The organism is Pseudomonas agronomica (assembly GCF_025917275.1).
Taxonomy (GTDB): Bacteria; Pseudomonadota; Gammaproteobacteria; order Pseudomonadales; family Pseudomonadaceae; genus Aquipseudomonas; species Aquipseudomonas agronomica.
The window spans coordinates 30,369-50,455 of record NZ_JAOSHO010000003.1; the positions used below are offsets into that span (position 1 = coordinate 30,369).

Below are 20,087 nucleotides of genomic sequence, written 5' to 3' on the forward strand. Positions count from 1 at the left end.
GGAGAATGGTCATGAAAATTTCGCACCCGCGTGTCTATGTCAGTGTGTTGGCCCTGGCGCTGTTGTTGGTTATTCCCCTGACGGCTGACTCACCGTTCATTTACCACCTGTTCATCTTGATCTGCAGTTATGCCGCGCTTGCCAGCGCCTGGAACATCGTGGGCGGTTTCGCCGGTCAGCTCTCGCTTGGCCATGCCGTGTTTTATGGAGTGGGCGCCTACACAACGACACTGCTGATGATCAATCTCGGCATCAGCCCATGGATTGGGATGTTTGTTGGCGCGATCCTGTCGTCCATCGTGGCGGTGCTGATCAGTTGGCCATGCTTCAGGTTGCGCGGGCCGTTTTTTGCCTTGGCAACGATTGCGGTGTTGGAGGTTGTGCGTTTGATGGCGATCAACCAACACGACGTGACGGGCGGCGCCGCAGGCTTGGGCGTCCCCCTCAAGTTGGGCGTCGAGTGGATGCTGTTTCGCCCTCGCTGGCCTTACCTGCTGATCGCCTTTGGCTTCCTGATCATTACCCTGGCCGTGTCGTGGAAGATCAAGAACTCCCGTCTGGGCTACTACCTGATTGCTGTTCGCGAACGTGAAGACGCGGCGCATGCGGTGGGTGTGAACTCGGTCAAGGTCAAACTGATCGCCGTGATCCTGTCGGCATTCCTCACCAGCCTGGTGGGCAGTTTCCATGCGATGTACCTGACCTTCATCGAACCCGGCTCAATGTTTTCCCTGGAGATGTCCATCCAGATCGCCATGTTTGCCCTCATTGGCGGATTGGGCACGGTCTCGGGTCCTCTGATCGGGACGATGCTGGTGCTGCCATTGGCAGAGTTGGCGCGCGGCTGGTTGGGGGACTTGAGCAGCGGTGTACATGGCCTGGTCTACGGCGTCGTGTTGGTGGTCGTGGTGCTGACGATTCCTCAAGGCGTGGTGGGACGATTCGGTGCGCGCGTGTTTGGCTGGATCGACGCCTTGCCCGGCGGTCGCCGCCCCGTTGAAGGTCCTGACGGAGCGATAAAGACACCTTTGCCCGAAGCATCCTCGGCCACACGGGGCGAGCCTATTCTGGTAGCGGAAAATCTGCATAAGTACTTTGGTGGACTGCACGCCACAAACGACGTTTCACTCAGCCTGGCCGAGGGCGAAATCGTTGGCGTGATCGGTCCGAATGGCGCCGGCAAGACCACCGTCTTCAACCAGCTCTCCGGTTTTCTCTTGCCCTCCGAAGGCCAGGTCAAGGTTCGCCTGCGCAATGGCGAATGGGTGACCCCGAGCAGCCCGGCGGAATTCGCCAAGGCGGGTATTGGGCGCACCTTCCAGATCGTTCAGCCGTTCGCTGATCTGAGTGTCTGCGAAAACATCATGCTCGGTGCCTTCATGCACACGGCTGATGCCAAGCAGGCGAGGGTGGTCGCCGAGCAGGTCGCGGAACTGACCGAACTCACCGCTCTGCTCGACACGCGGGCGCGCAACCTCACGGTCGGCGGTATGAAACGACTTGAAATGGCGCGTGCCCTGGCCACTCGTCCGCGAATCCTGTTGCTGGACGAAGTCATGGCCGGACTCAACCCGACAGATGTCGCCAAGGCGATCGCGGTCATTCGCAGGGTCCGCGATTCGGGCGTCAGCGTCTTGATGATCGAGCACCTCATGCAAGCCACGATGAGCTTGTCGGACCGTATTGTCGTGATCAGCTCGGGCGCGCTTCTCATGCAGGGCGCCCCCAACGATGTGATCAGCGATCCCCAGGTCATCGAAGCGTATCTCGGCAAGGAGTACAGCCATGCTTAAACTCAATAACATCCATAGCGGGTATGGCGGCACTGAAATCCTTCGCGGCGTGTCCTTCGAGGTCAATGCCGGGGAGGTCGTCACCATCGTTGGCGCAAACGGTGCCGGTAAAACCACGACCTTGCGCAGCTTGTGCGGCATTGTCACGCCTTCCCAGGGCACGATCGAATTCGAAGGACAACGCATCGAGGGCAATCGCCCGGATCAGATTGTCGATGCGGGCCTCACGTTGATTCCAGAAGGGCGGCAGTTGTTTCCCTTCATCAGCGTGCGCGACAACCTGTTGATGGGCGCCTACAAACGCAGCGCTCGGGCGGGCTACAAGAAGCGTCTCGACGATGTCCTCGATCTTTTCCCGCGGGTCCGCGAGCGCTTGGATCAGAACGCCGGGACGCTCTCGGGCGGCGAGCAGCAAATGGTCGCCATTGCCCGTGGCCTGATGGCCGAACCTAAATTGCTGATGTTTGACGAGCCGTCGCTGGGCCTGTCTCCGCTGCTCGTTTCCCAAGTATTCGAGATCATCAACAAGATCCTGCAGTTGGGCACCACCGTGCTGATCGTCGAGCAGAACATCGTCCATACCCTGCGCATTGCTGATCGCGGCTATGTGCTCGAAAACGGCGAAGTCGTGCTGAGCGGCACCGGTCAGGAGTTGCTTGAGAACCCTCACGTCAAGCGTGCCTACCTGGGCCTTTGACTATCAGTTTTGCAATAAGACGAGGACAGGTCATGACAGATTCCAGACACTCCGGTCGTACCGTACTGGTCACCGGCGCCGGCAGCGGCATCGGCGCGGCCATTGCGCAGTTGTACTGCGAGGAAGGCGCCGTGGTGGCGCTGGTCGATGCTGACGCCGCGAAGGTGCAACAGCACGCCGAGTCACTGCGCGAAGCAGGTTTTACAGTCGGCTGGGCGCAGGCCGATGTTGCGGATTATCAAGCGTGCGCTGATGCCTGTGAACGCTTGATCGACGAATTGGGCCCGATCGATACCTTGATCAACAACGCCGGTATATCGCCCAAACACGACGGCACGCCTGCACCGATCTGGACGATGGCACCCGAGGAGTGGCAGCGGGTGGTCGATATCAACCTCAACGGCTCTTTCAACCTCGTCCGAGTGCTGGCACCGGGCATGGTGGAGCGCCGCTTCGGGCGCATCGTCAACATGTCCTCGGTGGCTGGCAGCGCGTTTTTGCCGATTGTCGCGGCTCACTACAGCGCCACCAAGGCGGCGATCATCGGTTTTACCCGTCACCTGGCCGGCGAGCTGGGGCCGTTCGGAATCACGGCAAATGCGTTGGCGCCAGGGCGGATTGAAACCCCTTTGCTCAAGACCGTTTCAGCACAGGCCAATCAGGCCGTTGTCGACGAGACGCCGTTGCGCCGGCTGGGCACTCCGCTGGAAGTGGCCCGGGCCGCGTGTTTTCTCACCTCCAGTGAAAGCGATTTTATTACCGGCCAAGTCGTCGACGTGGCGGGCGGATGGTTGATGCGATGACTGGTGAAGTCGCTCGGTTTCACACGGTAGCCACTCTTGAGGGCGTCGATCATGGTTAAAACAATGGGTTTCCCCGGACGGTACGAGCAGGGGCCTGGCGCTTTGAAACAGTTAGGCAGGGTACTGACGGACATGGGGCGAGCGCGTCCGCTGGTGCTGTGCGATGAGTTTGTTGCCCGGCATTTATGGCCGCAGGTCGGCGCTGCCTTGCAAGCGGACGGCTTCGCGGCTTTGCACATTGAGTTCCCGGGTGAGTGCACGCGTGCGGCCATCGCCCGGCTGTCGGAACAAGCCTTGATTCACTCGCCGGACACCATCATCGCGCTGGGTGGCGGCAAGACCATCGATACGGCGAAAGGCCTGGCGGTCAACCTTGATGTCCCGATCATCGTCTGCCCGACCATTGCGTCGAGCGATGCCCCCACCAGTCGATTGATCGTCCTCTACGACGATGATCATAAAGTGGTCGGGGTGGAATTCCTGAAGATGAATCCCTCTGCGGTCATCGTTGATACTCACGTCATCGCTCAGGCACCGGCGCGTTTTTTTGCTGCGGGTATTGGCGACGCCATCAGTAAAAAATTCGAAGCCCATCAGTGCCACTCCGCAGGCGGCAATAACTCCTTCGGAACACCGGCGCTGCACACCGCGCTGATGCTGACCACTATGGTTTTCGACACGCTGATGCAGTCTGGCGTGTCGGCTTACCAGGCTGTCTGTCGTAAAGAAGTCAACGACGACGTCGAACGGGTCATCGAAGGCACCGTGTTGATCAGCGGTGTGGGTTTTGAAAGTGGTGGGCTGTCCCTGTCCCACGCACTGGTACGAGGGTTGACGGCCATACCGGCGATGGCGTCGATGCTGCACGGTGAGTTGGTGGCTTTCGGCACGTTGGTCCAGATGGCGGTGGAGGGGCGTCCCGTCGAGGAGATCGATAAGGTTGCCCGCCTGCTGCGTGATGTGAAGCTGCCCGTCACATTCGCCGAATTGGGGCAGAACACTCCGTTCACCACCGCTCAGATCGACACCATGGTGCAGGCGACCTTATCGGCTGCCTACGCCAGGAACATGAATCCGCCCTTGAATTACGAGCGCCTTGTCAGTGGGTTGGCAGCGGCTGACCACATAGGCTCGCGCCTGAAAAACGTGACGTCATCCGCCTTGTGAACCGCTGTTATTCAACGGCCACCTTGCGGCTTTACAACTATAAAAGTGAGATCGAAGAAATGAACGAAAAAACGGTGCCTCATGTTCATGAACTGCTGAAAGACTCGCCAAAAAACTGGGGCAAGTGGGGCCCGGATGACGAAGTAGGTGCCCTCAATTATCTGACGGGTGTTGAAGTGCTCAAGGGCGTCGCCGAGGTCAGGCAAGGCAAGACCTTCACGTTGCAAGTGCGAATGGCCGACCCAAAAGGCGACCCGATCTGGCCGGGGCGCTCGCAGGCGAAGCGGATGAATGTCATGGACCGGGGCCATTACAACTGCGGCAAGGGACCGCACTTTCCGGGCTCCTATGAATATGCCGATGACGTGATGTTTTTCCATCTGCAAGGGTCGACCCAATACGATGCGCTGGGGCACGTCTGGTACGACGATCAAATCTGGAATGGCTACAGCGCTGATACCACCATCGGTTCACTCGCCAAGGCCAGCGTCGCGCCGATCGGCGAGCGAGGCGTCGTGGGGCGCGGGGTGCTGATCGACATGGCGCGTTTTCGCGGTAAGGACGTACTCGATCCAGGCGAGACGTTCAATCACCTGGACTTGATGGATGCCGCGCACGCCCAGGGCGTAACCATTCAAAAGCGCGACATCCTGATCATCAGGACGGGCTGGATCGGCTCTTTTTACTATCGGGATCCAGAGGAGTTCTATAAGGATTTCATCGAGCCCGGACTTACCTACAGTCCGGAGTTGGTCAATTGGTTTCACGAGATGGAAATTCCCAATCTCGTGACGGACACCATTGCCAACGAAGTGACCGTTGACCCTGTGTCGGGCGTGGCGTTGCCTCTTCATAACGCGCTGATGCGTAACCTGGGCGTCACGCTGACCGAAATCGCACAACTGGACCCTCTGGCGGCGGATTGCGCCGAGGATAACCAATGGACATTTCTTTATACGGCCGCGCCTTTGAAAGTGGTGGGCGGTACGGGGGCGCCGGTCAACCCGATCGTGATCAAGTAGGTGCAACGCTTTAGGGGATCGGTCGATCCCCTCTTTTTCTGCATTCAAATGACCCCTTCGAATTTAAATAGTTGTTAGCATGACGACCGGTCCCGTCTCGAACAATCGAGGCCAGGAAGCCGAGCCGATCAAGGAATGCTGACCTTGCGATGAAAAATATTGAAAAGCCCAAACTCAAAGACGTTGCCGAACTAGCGGGCGTTTCCATTGGCAGTGCGTCCCGTGCACTCTCGACTCCGCATCTGGTCAAGCCGGCGACGCTCGAAAAAGTGGCGGCGGCGGTGCTCAAGCTCGGTTATGTTCGAGATGGAGCCGCAAGAGCACTCGCTTCGCGCCGGACTCATAGCATCGGCGCCATTTTCCCCACCTTCAACATCCCCGTTTTCGCCGACGCCGTGCAGGCGCTTCAGCAGCGCCTGAATGAACTGGGTTACCACCTGATTATTTCCTCACATGAATACGATCCGGAACGTGAGCTGATCAGTGTGCGCAACATGATCGAGCGCGGCGTCGAGGGTTTGCTGCTGGTCGGGACCGAGCATCGGCCTGCGGTTTATGACGCACTGAATGCCTCGCATTGCCCCTTCATCCTGATGTGGTCATTGGATGGTTCTCACCCTCACCATTGCGTCGGCTTCAGCAACGAGGAGGGCGGGCGCATGGTAGCCAGGCATCTCCTGGACCTGGGCCACAAGGACATTGCGATGATCAGTGGCGTTGTGGCCTATAACGAGCGGGCCAAGTACCGGCTCAAGGGCGTGACGCAGACATTGAAGGACGCAGGGATCGAGCTTGCGCCCAATCGGATCATCGAGCAGCCGTTTACGCTGGAGGGCGGCCGAGCGGGGCTCAGGATGGCAATGGAGTTGACGCCCAGGCCCACTGCGATTGTCTGCAGTACGGACGTCACCTGCATGGGCGCCATAGCAGAGGCACGCTTGCAAGGCATCGATGTGCCGTCGCAATTGTCGATCACGGGGTTTGATGACATGGAGTTCGCAGCGGTCTCGGTACCTGCGCTCACGACTGTTCGCGTGCCTGCCACGGACATTGGCATCAGCAGCGCCAGCAACATCGTTGCGATGATTGAAGGTCGTCCGGTCGCCAAGCGTGATCGCGTACAGATTGACCTGATCGTCAGACAGAGCACTGCCCCTGCAAAGGCCTGGTAGGGGCAAACAAAGATCCAGATTCATGCATGAAATCCTGTGAGCGGACGTCACAGGTGGTGTGAATTTGTAGCTATTTTCATCAAGGTATCGCTGCCATAACCTTTCAGTCAGCCGAAATCAGGGCGCAACCAACGTGCTGTGAATTCGTGAATAAAAACCGAGAGGCCTGATAATGAATACTCCTGTCAAACCCGATGAACTCGCGATTCCGTACCAGTTGCCCCAAGTCCCCTACATGACGCCTGATATGGTTCATCCTGGGGTCATGACCCAATGGCTCGAGGATGACGAGCTGTGGGTGCCGGTCACCAGATCCGTCTCCTTCAAACCGCTGCTGCTCAATACCAGTGGCGGTTATTACATCAACCTGCTGCGCGTGCGCCAGGCCGGCGTGCTTTCCCGTCACCGCCACACCGGTGGCGTGCATGCGATCGTCCTGAAGGGGCGCTGGTACTACCTCGAGCACGATTGGGTGGCCGAAGAAGGCTCCTTTGCGTATGAGCCGCCAGGTGAAACCCATACCCTTTTCGTACCTGAAGACGTGTCGGAAATGATCACCTGGTTCCACGTCCAAGGGGGCTACACTTACGTCGATCCCCAGGGCGTCGCAGTGGGCTACGAGGATGTCTTCACCAAGCTTGAGGCCGCCCGGGCACACTACAAGACATTGGGTTTGCCGGACGACTACATCGAGCAGTTCATTCGGTAATCCGGACCGTATGAAAAACGCGCTTCGGCGCGTTTTTTCGATGGCTGTCCAGGGGAATATCAGCCTGAATACTTACGCTTGGATAGGCTATGGATAATTACTCCCAGCTACTCGCTTTTATCTGGTCTACCGAGTGCGGAAGCTTTTCTGCTGCCGCTCGCGCGCATCACATCACTCCCTCGGCCGTCAGCAAGTTGATCACTCGCTTGGAGGACAGGCTGCAGGTTCGACTGTTCCAGAGAGGGTCGCGCATCCTCACGCTGACTGAGGAAGGGGCCGCCTACCTGCGCAGTGCCAAGGCCGTTGTCGAAGCGATGAACGAGGCCGATTCCCTGGCAGAAGCATTGCCCTCCAGAGTCAGTGGCACCCTTCGAATCCATACGATGACGTCCTTTGCCAAGCACCAGATCGTACCTTGGCTGCCTGAGTTCCTGGACTTGTATCCATCACTGGACGTCGAAATTCAGTTGGGCGCTCAATTTGTCGACCATTTTGAACAGGGCCTCGACATCGCCATCCACAGTGGAGTGCTGCCCAGTTCATCACGTATCGCCAAGCGCATAGGCGAATGTCAGTGGCTGATCTGCGCGTCGCCCCAGTACCTCGCTGAGCATGGCACTCCCGCATCGCCAGCAGACCTGCTGGATCATCGCTGCTTCAACTTCAGCTTCGTGAGCCCTTGGAACAAGTGGTCGTTCCTTCAGGAGGGAGAGGGCGTATCAGTCCCGGTCAAAGCCAGTGCATCGTTCACTCAAGGTGATCTGCTGCGAGACATGGCGTTGTCAGGGGCTGGGGTCGTCAAACTGGCCGACTTTCACATCGGGCTCGACGTGAAAGCCGGAACGCTGGTGCCGCTGCTGGAGGATTTCAAATCGGGCGTCATCGAACCGATTTATTTGCTTTATTCCGATCGAAAACACCTGAGTCCGCGCATCCGGGTGTTTATCGACTTCTTTCAGAACAAGTGGCGCGAGAACCCTTGGAAGGTGAATTCGAGTTCAGGCGGAGCGTCCGTTTCAGTAGCGAACCATCACTGACTTCAGTTCGGTGTAGTCGTCGATGAAGGCACTGCCAAACTCGCGGCCCACGCCCGAGGATTTGTTGCCTCCGAATGGTACCGCCGGGTCGAGCAAGGTGTGCATGTTCACCCAGACGGTTCCGGCGTTGATGGCGGGTACCATGTGCAACGCCTTGCCCAGGTCATTGGTCCAGAGGCTGGCGCTCAAGCCATAAGGCGTGTTGTTCATCAGCTCCAGCAGTTCGTCTTCGGTGTCGTAAGGGAAAAAAGTCGCAATCGGGCCGAAGGTTTCTTCGCGGAGCAGTGTGTCGTTGACCGTGTTAGCGAGAATCACCGTCGGCTCGACATAGCAGCCCGGACGGTCGATCAGGTTGCCGCCATGAATGATGGTGTTGTTTTCTGCTCGCGCCTTGGCGAAATACTCACCGAGCTTGAGTTGATGCTGGCGATGGGTGACCGGGCCGAATTCAGTGCGCTCATCCAGGGGGGAGCCGATGTTGAGCGTGCTCAAGCGTTGCGCCAGTTTTTCCATCACCGGATCGATCTGCGACCGATGGACGAAGAACCGCTCGGCGGCGGCACAGATTTGTCCGGAATGAAGGAAGCCGGCCTCGATGATGCCGTTGACCGCCTTGTCCAGATCGACATCGCGCAGGAAACCCGCCGAGTTTTTCCCGCCAAGCTCCAACGTGGCGCGGGTCAGGCCGGCGCCCATGGCACTTTGGCCGACAGCGATGCCGGTTGGCACCGAACCGGTAAACGAAACCTTGTCCGTGCCCGGGTGCTCGACCAGGCCTTTGCCCACCAGGCCGCCCCCGGTCAGCACGTTCAACGCACCCGCAGGCAGGCCGGCTTCAATGGCCAGTTCGGTGATTCGCAGTAGCGTCAGCGGGGTGAACTCACTGGGCTTGATGATGATGCTGCAGCCGGTCACCAGTGCCGAGGCGAGTTTCCAGATGGCGATCATGGTCGAGAAATTCCACGGCACGATACCCACGACCACCCCAACCGGCTCACGCAGGGTGAAGGCGGTATAACGCTCACCGGCGAATGATGGCAGCGACGGGGTGATGGTCTGGCCGCTGATCTTGCTGGCCCAGCCCGCGTAGTAGCGCAGGAAATGCGCGGCCTGGTCGACTTCGAAGGCTCGGGAAATCTGGATGATCTTGCCCGATTGGCAGGTTTCGATCTGCGCCAGTTCCTCGCGGTGTTGTTCAAGCAGGTCGGCCAGTTTGAACAGTACATTGCCGCGTGTCGCCGGTGCGACCTGGCTCCACTGTTTGAAGCCACGGCGCGCTGACGCCACGGCCGCGTCGATATCGGCCGGGTCGGCGTCCGCGACTTCGGCGATGACTTGGCCTGTCGCCGGATTGATCACCTGCAGCGTTTGGCGGGCATGACTCTGGACGTAGCCGCCGTCGATAAATAACGCATGTTGTCGACTGAGGAAGGCTTCGACCTGAGGCAGCAATGGAATATCGCTCATGGGGTTTTCCTGCGCGTGAACAAAGAAAACCGTGAAGTTAATCCACTGGGCAATCCCAGGCTTGACTGTGCCTGCCGGTCGCCATGACCGTGGCTGCCACGCCTGTGAAAAGTACAATCTTGACTCTGGAACGTGCATTTCATGCCCGGAAGGCCCGCTCCATACTGGTCCTGCATCCGGCGCCCGGCCTCGTTTTTCAAGGCCCGCCGGACATCCAATAATAAAGCAGGGCCATCCATGAAAAAGCCAAACCCGCTCCTTGAAGACCTCAAGTCCATCCTGCCGGTTATTGCGGCCAACGCTTTCCAGGCCGAGCGAGACCGCCAGGTACCCGCCGAGAATATTGCCTTGCTCAAGGGCATCGGCCTGCACCGTGTGTTCCAGCCCAAAGCGTTCGGCGGCATGGAATTGTCGCTGCCACAGTTCGCCGACTGCATCGCCTTGCTCGCCGGGGCCTGTGCCAGCACGGCCTGGGCCATGAGCCTGTTGTGCACCCACAGCCATCAATTGGCACTGTTCTCTGCCAAACTGCAGCAGGAAGTCTGGGGCCTGGATCCGAATGCCACGGCGAGCAGCAGCATCGCGCCCTTTGGTCGTACCGAGGAAGTCGAGGACGGTGTGCTGTTCAGCGGCGAGATGGGCTGGAGCAGCGGGTGCGACCACGCCGAATGGGCGATTGTCGGTTTCCGTCGGCCGAATGCCGAGGGCACCCAGGATTATTGCTTCGCGGTACTGCCGCGCAGTGATTATCAGATCCGCGACGACTGGTTTGCCGCCGGCATGAAAGGCAGCGGCACCAAGACCTTGATCATCGACAAGGCCTGGGTGCCGGAGCACCGTATCCAAAAGGCCAAGGACATGATGGAGGGCAAGTCCGCAGGCTTCGGCCTGTACCCCGACAGCAAGGTGTTCTATTCGCCGTACCGTCCTTATTTTGCCAGCGGCTTCTCCACCGTGAGCCTGGGCGTCGCCGAGCGGATGCTCGAAGTGTTCCGCGAAAAAACCAGGACCCGGGTGCGTGCCTACACCGGCGCGGCGGTCGGTGCGGCAACGCCGGCCTTGATGCGCTTGGCCGAGTCGACGCACCAGGTCGCCGCGGCGCGCGCCTTTCTGGAAAAGACCTGGGCGGAGCATGCCGAGCACAGTGAACAGCAACGCTACCCAAGCCGCGAAACCCTGGCGTTCTGGCGCACCAACCAAGCGTACGCCACCAAGATGTGCATCCAGGCGGTGGATCGCCTGTTCGAAGCCGCGGGTGGCAATGCCTGGTTCGAACACAACGAAATGCAGCGCCTGTTTCGCGATTCGCACATGACCGGCGCCCATGCCTACACCGACTACGACGTCTGTGCGCAGATCCTCGGCCGTGAGCTGATGGGCCTGGAGCCCGATCCGAGCCTGGCCTGAAGCGGTTCCTGATAACAACAATGAGGACGGCGCTTCACGCCGTCCGGGAGTCTTGCATGTCTGATAACAGCGCTTGCGTCGCGATTGAATCGACCTTCGACCCACGGGCCTTTCGCCGCGCCCTGGGTAACTTTGCCACGGGGGTGACCGTGGTCACCGCCGCCACGGCCTCCGGCCAGAAAGTGGGCGTCACCGCCAACAGCTTCAACTCGGTGTCTCTCGACCCGCCGCTGGTGCTGTGGAGCCTCGACAAACGCTCCAACAGCCATGCGGTGTTCGAACAGGCGAGCCACTTCGCGGTCAACGTCCTGGCGGCGGACCAGATCGACCTGTCGAACAATTTCGCCCGGCCCAAGGACGATCGCTTCGCGGAGATCGAGTACCAGCCTGGGGAAGGCGGGGCGCCGGTATTCGCTGATTGTGCGGCGCGGTTTCACTGCGAGAAATACCAGCAGGTTGACGGCGGCGATCACTGGATCATGATCGGCAAGGTGGTAGCTTTCGATGACTTCGGTCGCGCGCCGCTGCTCTACCATCAGGGCGCCTATTCCATGGTGCTGCCGCACACGCGCATGACCAGGCGTGACGACAGCCAACCGCCCAGCAGCCATTTCCAGGGGCGCTTGAGCCACAATCTGTACTACTTGATGACCCAGGCCGTGCGCGCCTACCAATCCAGCTACCAGCCCCGCCAACTGTCCACCGGCCTGCGCACCAATGAGGCGCGGATGTTGATGGTGTTGGAGAACGACGCCAGGCTCAGCCCCAGCGACTTGTTGCGGGAAGTGGCCATGCCGGTGCGGGAAATCGAGGAGGCCGTGGCCAACCTCAAGCGCAGAGGATGGGTGAGCGACGATGCCGATGGCGTACGGTTGACCGCTGCCGGCATCGAGCAGACCGAGGCCCTCTGGGCGATCGCGGGCGAACAGCAGGAGATGGTGTTCGCCGAGTTCAATGAAGAACAGATCGAGACGTTCAAGACGGTCCTGAAGCAGTTGATCCGCCACTGCTGATCGTAAAAAAACCGAGGCCGTTCAAGGCCTCGGTTTTTTTTGCGTCACCTTCAGTGCGCTTCGGCCAACCTGTCGATCCAGCGTCGTTGGAACGCCGCCAGGGCCTCGTTCGGTTGTTGCAGTTGCACGAAGTCCAACATCGGGTCCATGACTTCAGTCCGCACGCCCGCCAGTTCCTCGACGGTGGCCAGCCCGCAAAACGGCACATACGCTTCGGAATACCCGCCTTCATGCACCAGCACGAGACGGCCATGGCACAGCCGTTCGGCTGCCTTGCGTACGCAGCGAGTCATTTGCCGGAACGAGTCACTGTGCAAGAGCATCCGTGCCAAGGGGTCGACGGCATTGGCATCGTAACCACAGGCGACAATGATCAACTCCGGCTCGAAACGTTCCAAGGCCGGGATCACGATGCGCTCCATCGCGTAGAGGTAAGCGTCATGACCGCTGCCGGGCGGCAACGGAATATTGATATTTGCCCCCAACCCCGCATCGCGGCCGCGATCCGTTTCGCCGCTGTAACCGGGTGGGAAACAGCCGTCTTGATGAAGAGAAAGGGTCAGCACGTCATCCCGCGCTTCGAAAATTGATTGCGTGCCGTTGCCATGGTGCACGTCCCAGTCGATCACCGCGACTTTGCCCAGGCCACTGCGCGCTTTTGCGGCTTCGATGGCGATGGCGATATTGGCCAGGAAGCAGAAGCCCATGGCGCTGTCGGCGAGGCAGTGGTGGCCCGGCGGGCGTGACAGGGAATAGGCATTGTCAACCTCGCCGGACAGCACGGCTTCTACCGCGGCCATGGCCAGGCCGGCGGAGAGCTTGGCGATTTCATAGCTGCCGGGGCCGATGGGCGCGTTCGGTCCCAATTCGCCGCCGCCGGCATCGCTCATCGCCTTGAAGCGTTGCAAGTACTCAGGCGTATGCACCCGCAGCAGGTCCTCATGCGTGGCCGAAGGGGCGCTGCGCACCTGTAGATGGCGCGTCAGGCCGGAGACGTCCAGCAAACTCTTCAACCGCCGTTTGGTTTCCGGCGATTCGGCGTGGCCGGCGGCGGCAGGTGGCTGCACCCAACCACCTGCAGGCAAGGTCAGGGCATGCAGCCCGGCGCTGTGCCAGAGGCTGAGTTCGTCGAAGAAAAATGCACATTGTCGGCTCATCGTCTTTCCATTTTTTCTAGGGTAAATAAGGCCATTCATGCGGTTGGGCGGCTGCTTAGCATCAACGCCAGGGACAGCAGGGTGATGCACGCACCGCCGACCAGCAGCGATTGGAAGCCGCCACTGGCTTCGATCAGCCGGCCAGCGACGGTCGGGCCGATGGCCAGGCCACCGCCGATCACCAGGTTGGAGGCGTTCATCAGTTTTGCGGAGTGGTCGAGGTCGGCCAGGCAGGCCAGGATCAGCGGCAGGATGAAGGTCCAGGTGAACTTGAACAGCAACGCCGCCACCGCAAAGCGCAGCAGGTCGGGTTGTTCGCGCAGCAGCAGCACCGAGCCCGCCATCAGTCCGTAACCCAGCAGCAACAACAGCAAGCGTGGCAAGCGATCACCGATCAGCGAGGCGCAGCCGGCACCGACAATGCCCATCACCGTGGCGAGCGCCAGGACCTCACCGCTGGATTGCGCGGAGATGCCGGCCTGGGTGCCGATGGAACCGATAAAGGTCCAGACACCGCTCAGGCTGATGTAGAAGCTCAGGATGCCAAGGATGCCCAGTGCGGCCTTCCATTTCGACGCGAGGGCGACGTGTTCGGTCGCTGTTTCAGGCGGTGGGCTGCCCTGGGGAAAGTAACGCGCCAGCGGCAGGAACGCGCTCATCAATGCGGCGAGGATCAAGTAGCAGGCTGACAGGCCATAGTCTTCGAACAGGCGTGGCAGGATGCTCAAGCCAATCGCCCCGACCACCAGTTGCCCCATGACCCATAAGCCATAGACGCGGCCCGGGTTGGACGTCGAAGCTGCGCTGGACAGGCAGATGATCATCAATGAGCCGCCGGCCAGGGCGCTGCAGAAACGCAAGGCCAGCAGCGCGGAGTAGTCGTGGGCAAGCATCGACAGCAGGTTGGCTGCAATAAACACGATCCCCGCCACCAATGCGGCGCGGCGCCAGTCGACACGTTTGAGCCACCAGAGCGCGGGCAGGGTGGCCAGGCTCATGGCGCCGAGTTCGGTCGAGAACAGATCGCCGATCTGTGACGGGCTCAACTGCCATTGCAGCGCCAGTTGCGCCGCCACGGCCGGTGCGGTCATGAGGATGGTCGGTGTGATGGCGGCGAACAGCACAATGGCTGCCAGCAATGCCCATTGCGATGAAGCCAGCGAGCGATGATTGCCTAGCGGTTTGGTCCGGGTGTTCATGGTCAAACTCCGATGAGTGGATTCAGAACACATGGACCAGGCGCAGCAGTGCGTCGGTGCCGTGGTAGCCGTTGTCGGTGGCGACGTTCTGCGAAAGGCTGAACATCACCTGGTTCTGTTTATCGAGCCAATGACCGACTTCGAAACCCGCTTGGGTGTAGCGCTTGTGGGTGTCGTCGATGCGCTGGTCATTGATCCGCAGTTCGCCGCCATCGGCATGGATCAGCCGCAGTGCGCCATAGGTGGCGGGTGTGAAGTCGTAGGAGGCGAAGGCTTGCAGGCGATACAACGGGTCTTGTTTCAGCTCGCCGCCAAAGTAGTCGTCGTTCTTGCCGTAGAGTTGGGCTTCGAGGTTGGCTTCCAATACCCATTTTTCGCCGATGCCCTGGGTGTAGTTGTAAACGAAGGTCGCCCCCCAACGATTGGCCCCGGGCGATACATCGGGATTCTGGCTGTGGTACTCGCCCACTGGCAGGGTAATCAGGGTCAGCAAGCCGCTGTAAGTGCGAGAGGCAGGGTCGTTGATCAGGAACACGGTGCCGCCGACCTGAGGATCGCCAAACCCGCTTTCGCCCGTGTGTTGGCTGGCACCCGGCAGTCGGGCGTTGATGTCGGCGAAAGGGATGATGAACTGTGGCGTGCAGAGGGTGCCGCAGATGTCAGTGAAAAACACCTGGCGATACGCGACGGCGTTGACCTTGAGGTCGGCCTTGCCAGTGCTGTCAGCCGGGCCGTGAAAATCGTTGGCGCGGCTTGCCGGCAAATAGACCACGCCCAGGGTGGTGCCGGGAGGCGCGCCAAGGAAGTCCCGGGCATTGAGGTCCGCGGCGCTGGCATGCAGGCTCGACAGGCCACTGATGAGAGCCAGTGCTGCGTTGCGGGTGTGGGTTCTGGTCATGAACATTGCGTCTCTTCTTTGAGTTGTTGTGCGGCGAACGGATCGCCCGTTATCGGCAGAGGAAAAAAGGCAAAGGCATCCCTTGGCAGCCAAAAAGGCCGCCAAAAAATCAGAGCGAGTCAGCGGTACGGATCAGTCAGGTGGGGCGTGCAGCAGATGGGCGATTCGGGCTTTGTCCTTGACCCCGAGTTTGCTGTAGATGGCGCGGATGTGATGACGCACGGTGTTGGGGGACATGCCCAGGTCCCGGGCGACTTCCTTGTAAGTCTTGCCTTCGCCGAAACCCTGGGCCACGGCGTTTTCCCTTGGGCTCAGTTGCATCAGCACCGTCCGGCTACGGGCGGCCAGCAGGTAAAGGTCGCCAACTGTCGAGGCTTCGACCTGCAAGTGCTTGCCTTCATACCCTTCGGCATCCATCGCCACCGGCAGGCAAGGGCCGGTCCAGTCGGGCCATTCGCTCAACAGCAAATCTATGAAGCCATGTTCGGCGCAGTGCAGGGTGCCGTGCTGGTCGCACACGGCGAGGGCGAGATTGCGTGGGTGGGTCAGGGCCTCGCGCATGGCCACCAAGGTGCGAATCTGATTGGCCGAAACTGCGGCTACCAGATGACGCATGAGGTGGGTCAACAACAGGCAGTCGTGTTCGGTAAAGCGCGCGGCATCAGGCACGCGGTACAACGTGAGGTGATCGCTGAGATGGGTTTGAGGGTCGACATACACCACGCACAGCAACTCGCCAATGGCGTAGGACTCGCCAAGCCAGTTGAGGCCGGAGCCGCTCGTGGGGCTGCGCATGTCGACGATGACGGCTTGACCCGGGGCGTCGTGGACCCTGTCGATGGTCACATCGACATGGCGGATCGACTGCCAGTCGGACAGGTAGCTGCGGGGCAGTCGATAGAGGTATGAACTGTGCTCTTCGGGCAAGCCGTCTATCAACGCTGCACGGCCCCACCACGCGCTGTCGAAGGGCAGCAACTGGCTGATGCAGCTCAGTGCCGCCTCGTGGAAGTGTTCGATGTCCTTGTCCTGCGCCAGGCGCTGAAGCTCCAGTGTCGTTGCGCTGAACGCCTCGAGGAGGCTGGCTTGACCATGATCATGACGGCTCATTCGTAAGTACCTCTGTGCGACATTCTTATTGTTTTCGTCACGAAGTCATTAAGGCCGGAACGTCGTATGGACGTGGGGCAGGGCCTGGGACGAGTATCGGCGCGTTCAGGGAGGATCACCATCCTACAGATGCATGATGGCGCCTGGCGTCGGGTTTTATGCGCATGGCAGCCAGGCGCAAGCGGTGCAGCAGGCTCGTACAAGCAATCCCTCGCGGTATGCGATCAGATCCAGCGTTTCGACTCGATGCGCTGAGGACAGACCGATGTTATTCAAGAGAAAACAGCCGATGCAGGACCTCGCTGCACTCCTCGGGCAGATGGTGGCGGGAAAGGCGCTGGATACCCAGGCGCTGCAGGCTTACCCGTCGGTGCAGGCCTGCCTGGCGCAGCTCGCGCAACAGCGGACGCGCGCCGACCGGCAAATACAATTGGCCGAGGCATTGGCCAAGGACCAGGCCGCCCAGCGGGCAGCCGACGAGCAGGCCCTTCAGGCGCTGCGCCAACAACTGGAACAAGCCCGGCAGCGCGAGGCGGAACTGGACGTCGAGCTGCAGCACAATCGATGGCTTTGCGAGCAGCATCGGCAGGAAACGCAGATCTGGGAACTGCTGCTCTGCACCATGACCGAAGGCTGCTGGGACATCACCGTGGTCAACGGTGACGTGCAGGACCCGCGCAGCCAGATGCGGATTTTCAATCAGTTTCGCCTCCTGCTCGGGTACGCCCCCGATGAGTTGCCCGATGGTTGGGACGCTCAGGTCAGCATCACCCATCCGGATGATCTGGCCAAGATCATGGCGATCTTCGATCAGGAGATCCTCGCCCCCCGTGGCAGCGGTGAGTACGTGTTCGAATATCGGATGCGTCACAAGACCCGTGGCTACATCTGGTGCCGCGAGCGCGGTCGCGCCGTGCGGGACGCGCAAGGGCGCCTGACCCGCGTGCTGGGTGCGGTACGGGACATCAGTGACGAGCAGTCGGCCCGAACCACTCACCAACAATTGCTTGAGCACAATCAGGCCACCTACGGCCAGATCGCCACGGTGGTGAGTGTGATCAAGGGCATCGCCGACCAGACCAACCTGCTGGCGTTGAACGCCGCCATCGAAGCGGCCAGGGCCGGAGAGGTGGGACGTGGTTTTTCGGTGGTGGCCGATGAAGTGCGCAAGCTGGCGGAAAACACCCGCCAGGCCACTCATCAGATCCAGACGATGTTGCACCAGCACAAACAATAGAACGCTGCAGGAGCTACGCGAGGCAGCTCCCGAGCGGGTCAGAAGGGGACGGCCACGGTCAGTTGGCTATAGAGGTTGGTGCCGTTGCCGCCCACCTGGTTACCGCCGTTGTCCGAGTCCTTTTTCGGTTGGTAGACGCCTACCAGCGGGCTGATGATCAGGTGGCTGTTGACCGCCCATTCGGCGTACAGGTCCAGTTCCCGGGCGTCCAGGTTCAGCGCACCGCGGGTGCGCAGGGTATTGAAATCGAAGTACAGCGCGCCGACCGTCAGGTTCTCCAAGGGCGTCGCCTTGAGCCCCACGTGATGAATGCCGGTGTTGCTGTTGAACGGGCCGGCGTAGTTGGAGGCCACCTCGCCTTGGAACCAGGTGCCGTAGCCGGTGCTGAGCCCGGTGAACAGCGGGTCCCATTTTTGCGAGTAGCGGGTGTAGCGGTAGGTCAGCTTCGGCGCCCAGGCAACGTCGGCGAAGGTGTAGCCGGCTTCGCCGTACCAGGCTTTTTCCGGTCCGGCGTCCTTGTCCTGCCATGCGTATTCGAAGGCGAAGCTGGCGTTCTCGATACCCGCGCTGCCTTCGCCGCGCAGGCTATAGGTATCGAGGTCTTCGCGTTGTTTCTGGAAGTCGCTGGCCCATTGGTCGGTGACACCGATGCCGTGGATCCAGGTCAGCCCCAGGGTCCCGGCGGCGGCCGTGTAGTCGAGGGTGCCCGCCGCCAGCTCGGTTTCTGCCTGGGCACGGTTATCGGATTTAAGCCACAGCATCGAGCCATGCAGGCCGTCCTGCCCACCGAGGCGCAGCACGGCGGTGCGATCGAAGGCATGCCGCGCGGCGAGGTAGTAGGCGCCCCCGCGATTCAATGCGCCGTCGGCCGGGCCCTTGCCCAGGTTGGGGCCGTCGTCGTTGATCAGGAAGCCGCGGCCCAGCTTGACCACCTGGCGACCGGCGGAAAAATCCACGCCGTCCTTGCCCAGGGCCGCAAACAGGTCGGCCGAGCGCCAGCCCAGGTAGGCGTCTTCGATTCTTGTGGTGCGTTCCGAGCCATCGGTGTTGCCGGCGGCATCGCCGTCGCCCCAGGTGCCGGAACTGACCCAATTGAGTGCCCCGTAGCCCGTGCCGTACCCGGCCAGGCCCTGGTCGCCGCTCAGCCCATACTTGATGAACCCTTCGCGCCAGGTTGAGCCGCCTGGCGTGCCATCGTAGTTGTGGCGGCTGTTGAACAGCCCGTAGACGGCCAGGACGTCGGCGTTGAGGTGGGTGTCTTCATCGGCATAAAGCTCATAGGCCTGGGCCGACGAGTAGCCGATCAAAAGCGCGATCCCCAGGCCAACGGCCTTGGGCAGCGAGTGGTTTTTTGGTGTTTGCTCCATTGTCATTCCCCAGCATGGATAGGTCGAGGACGCATTAAGATGAGCGGGAGCGGGGAAGTCTTTCACCTGCGTGCCATCTAATTGATCCTGCCAGCCAAGGCCTGTGTCCTGGCAGGCAGCAACAAGAACCACGGCAGACATGGGCAAGACGCTCAGCGTGTTCGAGGCGCACAGTGATTTTCGCTCGATGTCGTTTTGATCAGGACTGGCTGGGGAGGGCGTCAATGCCAGTGCCTTGTGCGGCTCGATGCATCCACTCAGAAATCCGCTTTCGAGGATCCGAACCATGTCGATCAATGACCGGCTTACGAAGCATTTGAAACGAGGCAGCGTCGGCTTTCCGACCGCGCTGGCCAGCACCATCGGGTTGATCATGGCCAGCCCGGTGATCCTCACCGCGACCATGGGTTTCGGTATCGGCGGCAGCGCCTTCGCGGTCGCGATGCTGATCGCGGTGGTCATGATGCTGGCCCAGGCCACCACGTTCGCCGAGGCCGCCGCGATCCTGCCGACCACCGGCTCGGTCTACGACTACATCAATTGCGGCATGGGCCGTTTTTTCGCGATCACCGGCACGTTATCAGCGTACCTGATCGTGCATGTGTTTGCCGGTACCGCTGAAACCATCCTGTCCGGGGTCATGGCCCTGGTGAACTTCGAGCACCTCAATACCCTGGCGGAATCGGCTGGCGGTTCCTGGTTGCTTGGTGTCGGGTTCGTCGTGGTGTTCGGCGTCCTCAATGCGTTCGGTGTCAGCGCCTTCGGCAGGGCCGAGATCATCCTGACGTTCGGCATGTGGACCACCTTGATGGTGTTTGCGGTACTGGGCCTG

Annotated in this window: 18 protein-coding genes; 12 read left to right on the top strand and 6 right to left on the bottom strand. The window is 60.5% G+C overall.

Annotated elements, in window-relative coordinates; genetic code table 11:
• Nucleotides 1-11 precede the first annotated feature (11 nt).
• The 8 genes from OC610_RS00655 (at nucleotide 12) to OC610_RS00690 (ending at nucleotide 8,400) form a co-directional block, all read left to right on the top strand.
• The gene (locus tag OC610_RS00655; protein WP_264426047.1) at nucleotides 12-1,793 is read left to right on the top strand and encodes a branched-chain amino acid ABC transporter ATP-binding protein/permease; all 1,782 of its coding nucleotides are present in this window, start codon (nucleotides 12-14) and stop codon (nucleotides 1,791-1,793) included.
• Complete coding sequence (locus tag OC610_RS00660) at nucleotides 1,786-2,490, top strand: ABC transporter ATP-binding protein (RefSeq protein WP_264426048.1); 705 nt, start codon at nucleotides 1,786-1,788, stop codon at nucleotides 2,488-2,490. The genes OC610_RS00655 and OC610_RS00660 overlap by 8 nt, the downstream gene beginning before the upstream one ends.
• A gap of 32 nt (nucleotides 2,491-2,522) precedes the next feature.
• A complete protein-coding gene (locus OC610_RS00665; RefSeq protein WP_264426049.1) occupies nucleotides 2,523-3,293 on the top strand; it encodes an SDR family oxidoreductase in 771 nt (256 codons plus the stop codon).
• 36 nt (nucleotides 3,294-3,329) lie between these two features.
• Complete coding sequence (locus OC610_RS00670) at nucleotides 3,330-4,460, top strand: glycerol dehydrogenase (RefSeq protein WP_264426050.1); 1,131 nt, start codon at nucleotides 3,330-3,332, stop codon at nucleotides 4,458-4,460.
• A gap of 59 nt (nucleotides 4,461-4,519) precedes the next feature.
• Nucleotides 4,520-5,482, top strand: a complete 963-nt coding sequence (locus tag OC610_RS00675) for a cyclase family protein (protein WP_264426051.1) — start codon at nucleotides 4,520-4,522, stop codon at nucleotides 5,480-5,482.
• A 149-nt stretch (nucleotides 5,483-5,631) separates the two neighbouring features.
• Nucleotides 5,632-6,654: a LacI family DNA-binding transcriptional regulator gene (locus OC610_RS00680; protein ID WP_264426052.1), complete on the top strand. Its 1,023-nt coding sequence runs from the start codon at nucleotides 5,632-5,634 to the stop codon at nucleotides 6,652-6,654.
• Between the two features lie 172 nt (nucleotides 6,655-6,826).
• Nucleotides 6,827-7,363: a 2,4'-dihydroxyacetophenone dioxygenase family protein gene (locus OC610_RS00685; RefSeq protein ID WP_264426053.1), complete on the top strand. Its 537-nt coding sequence runs from the start codon at nucleotides 6,827-6,829 to the stop codon at nucleotides 7,361-7,363.
• Between the two features lie 89 nt (nucleotides 7,364-7,452).
• A complete protein-coding gene (locus tag OC610_RS00690) occupies nucleotides 7,453-8,400 on the top strand; it encodes a LysR family transcriptional regulator (protein ID WP_264426054.1) in 948 nt (315 codons plus the stop codon).
• On the opposite strand, the gene OC610_RS00695 is transcribed toward OC610_RS00690, so the two are convergent.
• Entirely contained in the window at nucleotides 8,380-9,867 is a 1,488-nt protein-coding gene (locus tag OC610_RS00695) for an aldehyde dehydrogenase family protein (RefSeq protein WP_264426055.1), read from the bottom strand. The two genes, OC610_RS00690 and OC610_RS00695, sit on opposite strands and share 21 nt — an antisense overlap.
• Nucleotides 9,868-10,104: 237 nt before the next feature.
• Here OC610_RS00695 and OC610_RS00700 point away from each other — a divergent pair, with 237 nt between their 5' ends.
• On the top strand, nucleotides 10,105-11,274 hold the full coding sequence (locus OC610_RS00700) for a p-hydroxyphenylacetate 3-hydroxylase oxygenase component (RefSeq protein ID WP_264426056.1): 1,170 nt from the start codon (nucleotides 10,105-10,107) through the stop codon (nucleotides 11,272-11,274).
• A 56-nt stretch (nucleotides 11,275-11,330) separates the two neighbouring features.
• A complete protein-coding gene (locus OC610_RS00705) occupies nucleotides 11,331-12,287 on the top strand; it encodes a p-hydroxyphenylacetate 3-hydroxylase reductase component (RefSeq protein WP_264426058.1) in 957 nt (318 codons plus the stop codon).
• Between the two features lie 50 nt (nucleotides 12,288-12,337).
• Here OC610_RS00705 and OC610_RS00710 read toward each other — a convergent pair whose 3' ends face one another.
• The 4 genes from OC610_RS00710 to OC610_RS00725 form a co-directional block, all read right to left on the bottom strand.
• Nucleotides 12,338-13,444: a class II histone deacetylase gene (locus OC610_RS00710; RefSeq protein WP_264426059.1), complete on the bottom strand. Its 1,107-nt coding sequence runs from the start codon at nucleotides 13,442-13,444 to the stop codon at nucleotides 12,338-12,340.
• 35 nt (nucleotides 13,445-13,479) lie between these two features.
• A complete protein-coding gene (locus OC610_RS00715; protein ID WP_264426060.1) occupies nucleotides 13,480-14,643 on the bottom strand; it encodes an MFS transporter in 1,164 nt (387 codons plus the stop codon).
• Between the two features lie 22 nt (nucleotides 14,644-14,665).
• Nucleotides 14,666-15,547 (bottom strand): transporter, encoded by an 882-nt coding sequence (locus tag OC610_RS00720; protein ID WP_408636511.1) that lies wholly within the window; start codon nucleotides 15,545-15,547, stop codon nucleotides 14,666-14,668.
• A gap of 126 nt (nucleotides 15,548-15,673) precedes the next feature.
• A complete protein-coding gene (locus OC610_RS00725; protein WP_264426061.1) occupies nucleotides 15,674-16,651 on the bottom strand; it encodes a helix-turn-helix transcriptional regulator in 978 nt (325 codons plus the stop codon).
• A 265-nt stretch (nucleotides 16,652-16,916) separates the two neighbouring features.
• Here OC610_RS00725 and OC610_RS29535 point away from each other — a divergent pair, with 265 nt between their 5' ends.
• A complete protein-coding gene (locus tag OC610_RS29535; RefSeq protein ID WP_269807858.1) occupies nucleotides 16,917-17,888 on the top strand; it encodes a methyl-accepting chemotaxis protein in 972 nt (323 codons plus the stop codon).
• Nucleotides 17,889-17,926: 38 nt separating this feature from the next.
• Here OC610_RS29535 and OC610_RS00740 read toward each other — a convergent pair whose 3' ends face one another.
• Nucleotides 17,927-19,255, bottom strand: coding sequence for an alginate export family protein (locus tag OC610_RS00740; protein ID WP_264426062.1), 1,329 nt, complete (start codon nucleotides 19,253-19,255; stop codon nucleotides 17,927-17,929).
• A 286-nt stretch (nucleotides 19,256-19,541) separates the two neighbouring features.
• Between OC610_RS00740 and OC610_RS00745 the strand changes: the two genes are divergently transcribed.
• On the top strand, nucleotides 19,542-20,087 hold a 546-nt coding region (locus tag OC610_RS00745), incomplete at its 3' end, for an amino acid permease (RefSeq protein WP_264426063.1).